Consider the following 7812-nt stretch of genomic DNA (forward strand, 5'->3'; position numbering starts at 1 on the left):
ACGTAGACGCGGTTGCCGGTGGCCCGCGCCAGCGCGGGGGGGGCACCCGCCGGGCGGGGCGGGGCCCCCGGCGCGGGGGGGGGCGCGGCCCGCCCCCCCCCCCGCGGCAGCGGTCAGCGTGCCTGGAGCACCAGCAGTGCCAGATCGTCACCGGGCGGGGTCTCCGCGAAGGTGTGCACGGCAAGCCTTATGCGGTCCGCGACCTCCTGGGCTGTCAGGCCCGCGCATTCGGCCAATGCGCGGGCCAAACCGTCGGAGTCGTCGAACATCCGCGAGCCGGATCGCCGCTCCGTGACCCCGTCGGTGACGCAGAGCAGGGTGTCGCCGGGCTCCAGTACGAAGGACTGGCTGTCGTACGCCGCGTCTCCGACCACGCCAAGGAGCAGCTGGGACGCACCCGCCGGGCAGACCGTGCCGTCCGGGCGCAGCAGGAGCGGCAGCGGGTGGCCCGCGCAGGCCAGGGTGCAGCTGACCCCGCCGTCCGGGAGCGGTGTGAGCTCCCCGTACAGCAAGGACAGGAACCGCGACTGAGGGCCGTCGGGGACCGGACTGCCCGGGGCCACCGCCATGAGCGCCGCTGCCTCCGCCGCCTCCATGGCGTCGTCGAGCAGCAGGTCGTTGAGGCGGTCCAGAACCTGGCCGACCTGGTAGCCCTCGCGGGCGAGCAGCCGCAACCAGGGGCGGGCGAGACCGGTGACGACGGCGGCTTCGGGGCCGCTGCCCTGGACGTCGCCGAGCATGAAGCACCAGCGACCGCCCTTCCCGGCCGGGAAGATGTCATAGAAGTCGCCGCCCGCGAGGCCGTCGCCGCTCGGCTCGTACACGAGCGAGCTGTCGATCCCGGGGATCTGGGCGACCTGGGCTGGCAGCAGTCCGCGCTGGAGCACTCGGCTGATGGTGGCCTGGCGGGTGTAGGCACGGGCGGCCCCGACGGCGAGGCCCACCCGGCGGGCGAAGTCCTCGATCAGCGCGGTCGCCTGGTCGGGGATGCCCGCGCAGGTGCCCGCCTCGTGCGCCCCGACCTGGCGGGCACCCTTGTGCGCGCCGCCCTCGCCGGCACCCTCGTGCGCGCCGGCCTCGCGAGCGAGCAGCAGGGTGCCGAGCGGCCGTCCCCCGGCGGCCAGCCTCAGGGCCATGGCGGTGCCGCGCGTGGCGTCCGTGCCCGGCGCGCCTTCGGGCTTCTCGGGGTGCGGCCATGCCACGGGGACCGGCACGGCGGTGGAGCCGGCCTCGCGCGGCAGCCGGGGCGGCTCTTTGAGCAGCGCCGCACGCAGGCCCTCGATCCGGGACTCGTCCGCGTGCCAGACCTTGGCGAGCCGGGGTACCGGTCCGGCCTCACCGTCCAGCCATACCGCGCACCAGTCGGCGAACCGGGGCACCAGCAGTTGCCCGGCCAGGGCGGCCACCATGTCCTCGTCCAGCTGTCCGGCAAGCAGATCCGACGCCTCGGCGAGGAAGGTCAGCGCGCCGCGCCCGGTCCAGCCGGGGTGGTCGTCGCGCTGTCCGGGCGGGGTGCGGGGCGGCGAGTGGCTCTCCAGGAGCCCGACGGCGGTGCCGTAGGCCCCTTGGCCGCCCAGAACTCCCTGGACTCCCTGCTCGAAGGCCGTGGTCCCGGCCGGGGCGCTCAGAACTTGCGGGAGGTCGCCGCCGTCGAGGGGCAGTTTCGCCCACACCGCCTTGCGGCCCGTGCGGTACGTGATCCCCCAGGACCCGCTCAGCGCAGCGACCAGGCGCAGTCCACGGCCGTATTCGTGCTCGTCCGCCGCCGCATCCGGTCCGGGCCCCGGATCGGATGCGGCGTGCCCCCGGACCGTCCGGGCGGGGTGGTGGTCCCCGACCTCGACGACAAGGCAAGCCGGATCGTCATCGGCCGCGGCGTCCAGCCGTACCAGTACCTCCACGGTGGTCCCGGCGTGTACCACCGCGTTGGTCACGAGTTCGCTGACGACCAGCGCGGTGTCCTCGGCCAGCCGGTCGGCCCCGCGCACGGGCACCGTCCCGAGCCGGGTCCACTCGGCGAGTGCGGCGCCCACGAACCGGCGGGCGGCCGAGGCGGCGGCCGGGTTCGCGGGCAGGCTGGTGCGCGCCGCGGCACGTACCCCGCCGCGCTGTGCGAGGAGGTGCCTCGACCGCCGCGGGGCGGTCGCCGCGGCCGCCGCTGCCACTGTGTCCTGCTGTGTCGGTACGGACCCCACGCTCGGCTCCTGTCCGGCTCTGTGTTGCCCTGCGCTGGCAGGCGCCGACATGTGCCGACATGTACTGCCGCGCGCTGCCATGTGAACGACTGACGACAACGACAGAGTGACAGACCGGACTCGTCCATAAGCACGGAGTCATCGAAGTGCTCGGTATGACCACACCCGGATGAAGGAATTCCGTGTTCCGGAGCGGGAGAGAAAAGGCGCGGGCGCGACGAGGAAAAGCCCCTCGCCGCGCCCGCGGTGACCGTACCGGGGCACCTGGCCCCGGTGGTGGACTGCTACGCCTCGCGCGAACCCTCGTACATCGATTCGATGAGGTCCTTGTACTCCCGCTCCACGACGGGCCGCTTCAGCTTCAGGCTCGGCGTCAGCTCACCGTGCTCCACATCGAGGTCGCGGGGCAGCAGACGGAACTTCTTGATGGTCTGCCAGCGCTGGAGGCCCCCGTTGAGACGCTTCACATAGCCCTCGATGAACTGCACGGTCTGCGGGGCGGCGACGACCTCGGCGTAGGACTTGCCGTCGAGCCCGTTCTCCTTGGCCCAGCCGAGGATGGCGGCCTCGTCCAGGGCGATGAGGGCGGTGCAGAAGTTCCGGTCGGCGCCGTGGACGAGGATGTTCGAGACGAACGGGCAGACCGCCTTGAACTGACCCTCCACCTCGGCCGGGGCGACGTACTTGCCGCCGGACGTCTTGATGAGGTCCTTCTTGCGGTCGGTGATCCGCAGATAGCCGTCGGGCGAGAGTTCGCCGATGTCGCCGGTGTGGAACCAGCCGTCCGCCTCCAGGACCTCGGCGGTCTTCTCCGGGAGCCCGTGGTAGCCCTGCATGATGCCGGGACCGCGCAGCAGGATCTCGCCGTCCTCGGCGATCCGGACCTCGGTGCCCGTGAGCGGCTTGCCGACCGTACCGGTGCGGTAGGCCTCGGCCGGGTTCACGAAGGACGCGGCGCTGGACTCGGTGAGTCCGTAACCCTCCAGGATGTGGATGCCCGCACCGGCGAAGAAGAAGCCGATCTCGGGCGAGAGCGCGGCCGAACCGGAGACGGCGGCGCGCAGCCGCCCGCCGAACGCCTCGCGGAGCTTGGCGTAGACGAGCGCGTCGGCGATCTTGTGCTTGGTGGTGAGCCCGAAGGAGGCGGAGGCCTTCCCGGTGCGGCGGAAGGTGTCCTGGGTCTCCTTGGCGTACGCGCGCGCCACGCCCGCGGCCCACTGGAAGATCTTGTACTTGGCCGCGCCGCCGCCCCGGGCCTTGGCGGCGACCCCGTTGTAGACCTTCTCGAAGATCCGGGGCACGGCCGCCATGTACGTCGGCTGGACCACCGGGAGATTCTCGATGATCTTGTCGACGCGGCCGTCGACGGCGGTGACATGCCCGACCTCGATCTGGCCGGAGGTCAGCACCTTGCCGAAGACGTGGGCGAGCGGCAGCCACAGGTACTGGACGTCGTCCTTGGTGATCAGGCCGGTCGAGGCGATGGCCTTCGCCATGTAGGACCAGTTGTCGTGCGGCAGCCGGACGCCCTTGGGGCGGCCGGTGGTGCCCGAGGTGTAGATGAGGGTGGCGAGCTGCTCGGAGGTGATCGCCTCGACCCGCTCCTTGACCGCGCTGGGGTGCTTGGCCAGGTACTGGTTGCCGAGGGCTTCCAGATCCGCGAGGGAGACGACCCAGCCCTCCGGGTCCTCGTCCGACGGCTCGACACCCGTGGGGTCGATCACGACGACATGCTTCAGGTTCGGCAGCTCGACGCGCCGCTCACGGGCCTTGGCCAGCTGCTCGGCGTCCTCCGCGATCAGCACGCGGCTCTCGGAGTCGGCGAGGATGTACGAGGACTCCTCGGCGTTGGTCTGCGGGTACACGGTCGTGGTGGCGGCGCCCGCGCAGAGGATGCCGAGGTCGACCAGGATCCACTCGACCCGAGTGGTGGAGGCGAGTGCGATCCGCTCCTCCGGCTGAACGCCCAGATCGACCAGGCCCGCCGCGATCGCGTACACCCGCTCGGCGGCGTCGCCCCAGCTCAGCGACTTCCAGTCGTCAGGCCCCTGCCCGGATGCCGCGGGCACCGGGTACCGGTAGGCCTCCGCTTCGGGAGTGGCCGCCACCCGCTGCATGAAGAGAGTCGCCACGGACGGCGGTCGGTTCTCGATCAGGGTCTGTGCGTCGGTCACGACATCCTCCGGGCCTGCTGCTGCGGCGTTGCTGCATGACTGGCTGATTGCGCGACGGGACACGGTTGTTTAACTCACGAGTAACCCGCCGGGCGTTGTCAGGGTAAGGGTCACGGCTCCCCCACGTAAGGGGGAGCAGGCTGCCGCTTCATAACGAACAGGCCCCCGTGCCGGTGGGCACGGGGGCCTGTGGGGCGGCTCAGGTGAACAGAGGTGCTTGGTGCTTCCGGGGTACTCCGGTGCGCTGCGCTGCCGGCCGTATGCCGTCTGCCGGTCGGCGGGTGTGCCGCCTTCGGAACACCCGCGAAGCGACGTCGAAGCGGCTCCCCTGAGGAACCCGGCGGACGGCCCCGATGGGCGGCCCGGGCGGGCGCCGACTTCTTTTCGTTGCGCCTACTTCTTCGCTTTGCCGCCGCCGGAGTCGTCACTGGAGAGCACGGCGATGAAGGCCTCCTGGGGCACCTCCACCGAGCCGACCATCTTCATCCGCTTCTTGCCTTCCTTCTGCTTCTCCAGCAGCTTCCGCTTACGGGAGATGTCACCGCCGTAGCACTTGGCGAGGACGTCCTTGCGGATGGCGCGGATGGTCTCACGGGCGATCACCCGGGAGCCGATCGCGGCCTGGACCGGCACCTCGAAGGCCTGCCGCGGGATGAGCTCCTTGAGCTTGGCCACGAGCCGCACGCCGTACGCGTACGCCTGGTCCTTGTGAGTGATCGCGGAGAAGGCGTCGACCTTGTCGCCGTGCAGCAGGATGTCGACCTTGACGAGCGAGGCGTTCTGCTCGCCGGTGGGCTCGTAGTCCAGGGAGGCGTAACCGCGGGTCTTGGACTTCAGCTGGTCGAAGAAGTCGAAGACGATCTCGGCGAGCGGGAGGGTGTAGCGGATCTCGACCCGGTCCTCGGAGAGGTAGTCCATGCCGAGCAGCACGCCGCGGCGGTTCTGGCAGAGCTCCATGATCGAGCCGATGAACTCGCTCGGGGCGAGGATCGTGGCCCGTACGACCGGCTCGAAGACCTCGTCGATCTTGCCCTCGGGGAACTCACTCGGATTGGTGACGGTGTGCTCGATGCCGTCCTCCATGACCACGCGGTAGACCACGTTCGGCGCGGTCGCGATCAGGTCGAGACCGAACTCGCGCTCCAGCCGCTCGCGGATCACGTCCAGGTGCAGCAGGCCGAGGAAGCCGACACGGAAACCGAAACCGAGGGCCGCGGAGGTCTCCGGCTCGTAGACCAGCGCGGCGTCGTTGAGCTGGAGCTTGTCGAGGGCGTCGCGCAGCTCGGGGTAGTCCGAACCGTCCAGCGGATAGAGGCCGGAGAACACCATCGGCTTGGGGTCCTTGTAGCCGCCGAGCGCCTCGGTGGCGCCCTTGACCTGCTGGGTGATCGTGTCACCCACCTTGGACTGGCGGACGTCCTTCACACCGGTGATCAGATAGCCGACCTCGCCGACACCCAGGCCGTCGGCGGCGAGCATCTCGGGCGAGTTGGTACCGATCTCCAGGAGCTCATGGGTGGCACCGGTGGACATCATCCGGATGCGCTCGCGCTTGCCGAGCTGTCCGTCGACGACTCGTACATAGGTGACGACGCCCCGGTAGGAGTCGTAGACCGAGTCGAAGATCATCGCGCGGGCCGGGGCGTCCGCGACGCCTACGGGCGCGGGGACGTCCTGGACGACCCGGTCCAGCAGGGCGTCCACTCCGACGCCGGTCTTCGCCGACACCCTCAGCACGTCGGTCGGGTCGCAGCCGATGAGGTTCGCCAGCTCCTCGGCGAACTTCTCGGGCTGCGCGGCCGGCAGGTCGATCTTGTTGAGGACCGGCACGATGGTGAGGTCGTTCTCCATCGCGAGGTAGAGGTTCGCGAGGGTCTGCGCCTCGATGCCCTGGGCGGCGTCCACCAGCAGGAGCGTGCCCTCGCAGGCGGCCAGCGAACGGGACACCTCGTAGGTGAAGTCCACGTGGCCCGGGGTGTCGATCATGTTGAGGATGTGGGTCTTGCCCTGGCCATCGCCCGTCGTGGGTGCCCACGGCAGACGCACCGCCTGGGACTTGATCGTGATGCCGCGCTCGCGCTCGATATCCATACGGTCGAGGTACTGAGCGCGCATCTGCCGCTGCTCGACCACACCGGTCAGCTGGAGCATCCGGTCGGCAAGGGTGGACTTGCCATGGTCGATGTGCGCGATGATGCAGAAGTTGCGGATCAGTGCCGGGTCGGTACGGCTCGGCTCGGGCACATGGCTAGGGGTCGCGGGCACGCAGGGTCCTGATTCTTGAGCGCCGAGCGCTCGTCTCGGGTCGTGTCGGATCGATACGCAGCCTCCATGGTCCCACGCCCGGGGCCCTGAGCCTGGTTTGGGCCGCCCGGACCATGGCTGGTAGCCTGGGCAGCTGTGTCTCGCATGCCCTCTCAGCTGCGAGCACCTCTTGGAAAATCATCGAACCTGAAAAGGCTCTTTCGTGGCGAACATCAAGTCCCAGATCAAGCGGAACAAGACCAACGAGAAGGCGCGCCTGCGCAACAAGGCCGTCAAGTCGTCGCTCAAGACCGCGATCCGCAAGGCCCGCGAGGCTGTCGCTTCCGGCGACGTCGAGAAGGCCACCGTGGCCACCCGCGAGGCGGCCCGCAAGCTGGACAAGGCTGTCTCGAAGGGCGTCATCCACAAGAACGCCGCCGCCAACAAGAAGTCGGCGCTGGCTTCCAAGGTTGCCTCCCTCCAGGCCTGAGCTCCGTAACACCCGGGAGGCGACTCCCAAGACTTGATCGCCGGGCGGATCCAGCGGGCCCTCTCTCATCCGCTCCCACCCGGCACCCCGGACTCGCACGCGGCCTGCGTTCGCCACGCGGGTGCGAGACCACCACTTCCCGGCTTATCGGCCGGACCATGGGCCCCGCCTCTTCGTCCTTCCCGGGACGGAGGAGGCGGGGTTCTTGGTTTCCGGCCCCGGAAACCAAACGCGACGGCGAACGCCGCCCCGGGCACGGCGACCGGCAATTCGGCAGCGCAACCGCACGGCGCTGACAGGCACTGGCAGGCACTGGCGCACGTGCACACTGGCACGACCACAGCAGCCCACGGCCGGGCGCGCAGGCACCGCCACCACCGAGTCGACCGGCGACCGGCGACCGGCGACCGGCGACCGGCGACCGGCGACCGGCGACCGGCGACCGGCGACCGGCGACCGGCGACCGGCGACCGGCGACCGGGCAACGACTCAGCGCCGCAGACGTGCTGCTCTCGCTACCGTCACCACGGCCCTTTCCAGCGCGTACTCGGGGTCGTCGCCTCCACCCTTGACGCCCGCGTCCGCCTCGGCGACGGCGCGCAGCGCCATCGCCACCCCATCCGGGGTCCAACCGCGCATCTGCTGCCGCACTCGGTCGATCTTCCAGGGAGGCATCCCCAGCTCCCGGGCCCGATGCGCCCGGCGGGCG

The 7812-nt window shown here is 70.4% G+C and carries 4 protein-coding genes and 1 pseudogene; 1 reads left to right on the forward strand and 4 read right to left on the reverse strand.

The genetic code is table 11. From position 1 onward, the window contains the following. Positions 1–113: 113 nt before the first annotated feature. The 3 genes from ACFWI9_RS28790 to lepA form a co-directional block, all read right to left on the reverse strand. Positions 114–2195 carry a SpoIIE family protein phosphatase gene (locus tag ACFWI9_RS28790; protein ID WP_387166454.1) on the reverse strand — a complete coding sequence of 694 codons (2082 nt, stop codon included), beginning with the start codon at positions 2193–2195 and terminating at the stop codon, positions 114–116. Positions 2196–2479: 284 nt separating this feature from the next. Then, positions 2480–4369 (reverse strand): AMP-dependent synthetase/ligase, encoded by a 1890-nt coding sequence (locus ACFWI9_RS28795; protein ID WP_387166457.1) that lies wholly within the window; start codon positions 4367–4369, stop codon positions 2480–2482. A 393-nt stretch (positions 4370–4762) separates the two neighbouring features. After that, complete coding sequence (lepA, locus tag ACFWI9_RS28800; RefSeq protein WP_387166460.1) at positions 4763–6634, reverse strand: translation elongation factor 4; 1872 nt, start codon at positions 6632–6634, stop codon at positions 4763–4765. Between the two features lie 202 nt (positions 6635–6836). Between lepA and rpsT the strand changes: the two genes are divergently transcribed. Continuing rightward, on the forward strand, positions 6837–7103 hold the full coding sequence (rpsT, locus tag ACFWI9_RS28805) for a 30S ribosomal protein S20 (RefSeq protein WP_387166463.1): 267 nt from the start codon (positions 6837–6839) through the stop codon (positions 7101–7103). Positions 7104–7592: 489 nt separating this feature from the next. On the opposite strand, the pseudogene ACFWI9_RS28810 reads toward rpsT, so the two are convergent. Beyond that, positions 7593–7812: pseudogene (locus tag ACFWI9_RS28810) on the reverse strand (DNA polymerase III subunit delta); the annotation flags it as partial.

Source organism: Streptomyces sp. NPDC127084 (assembly GCF_042724175.1).
Lineage (GTDB): Bacteria > Actinomycetota > Actinomycetes > Streptomycetales > Streptomycetaceae > Streptomyces.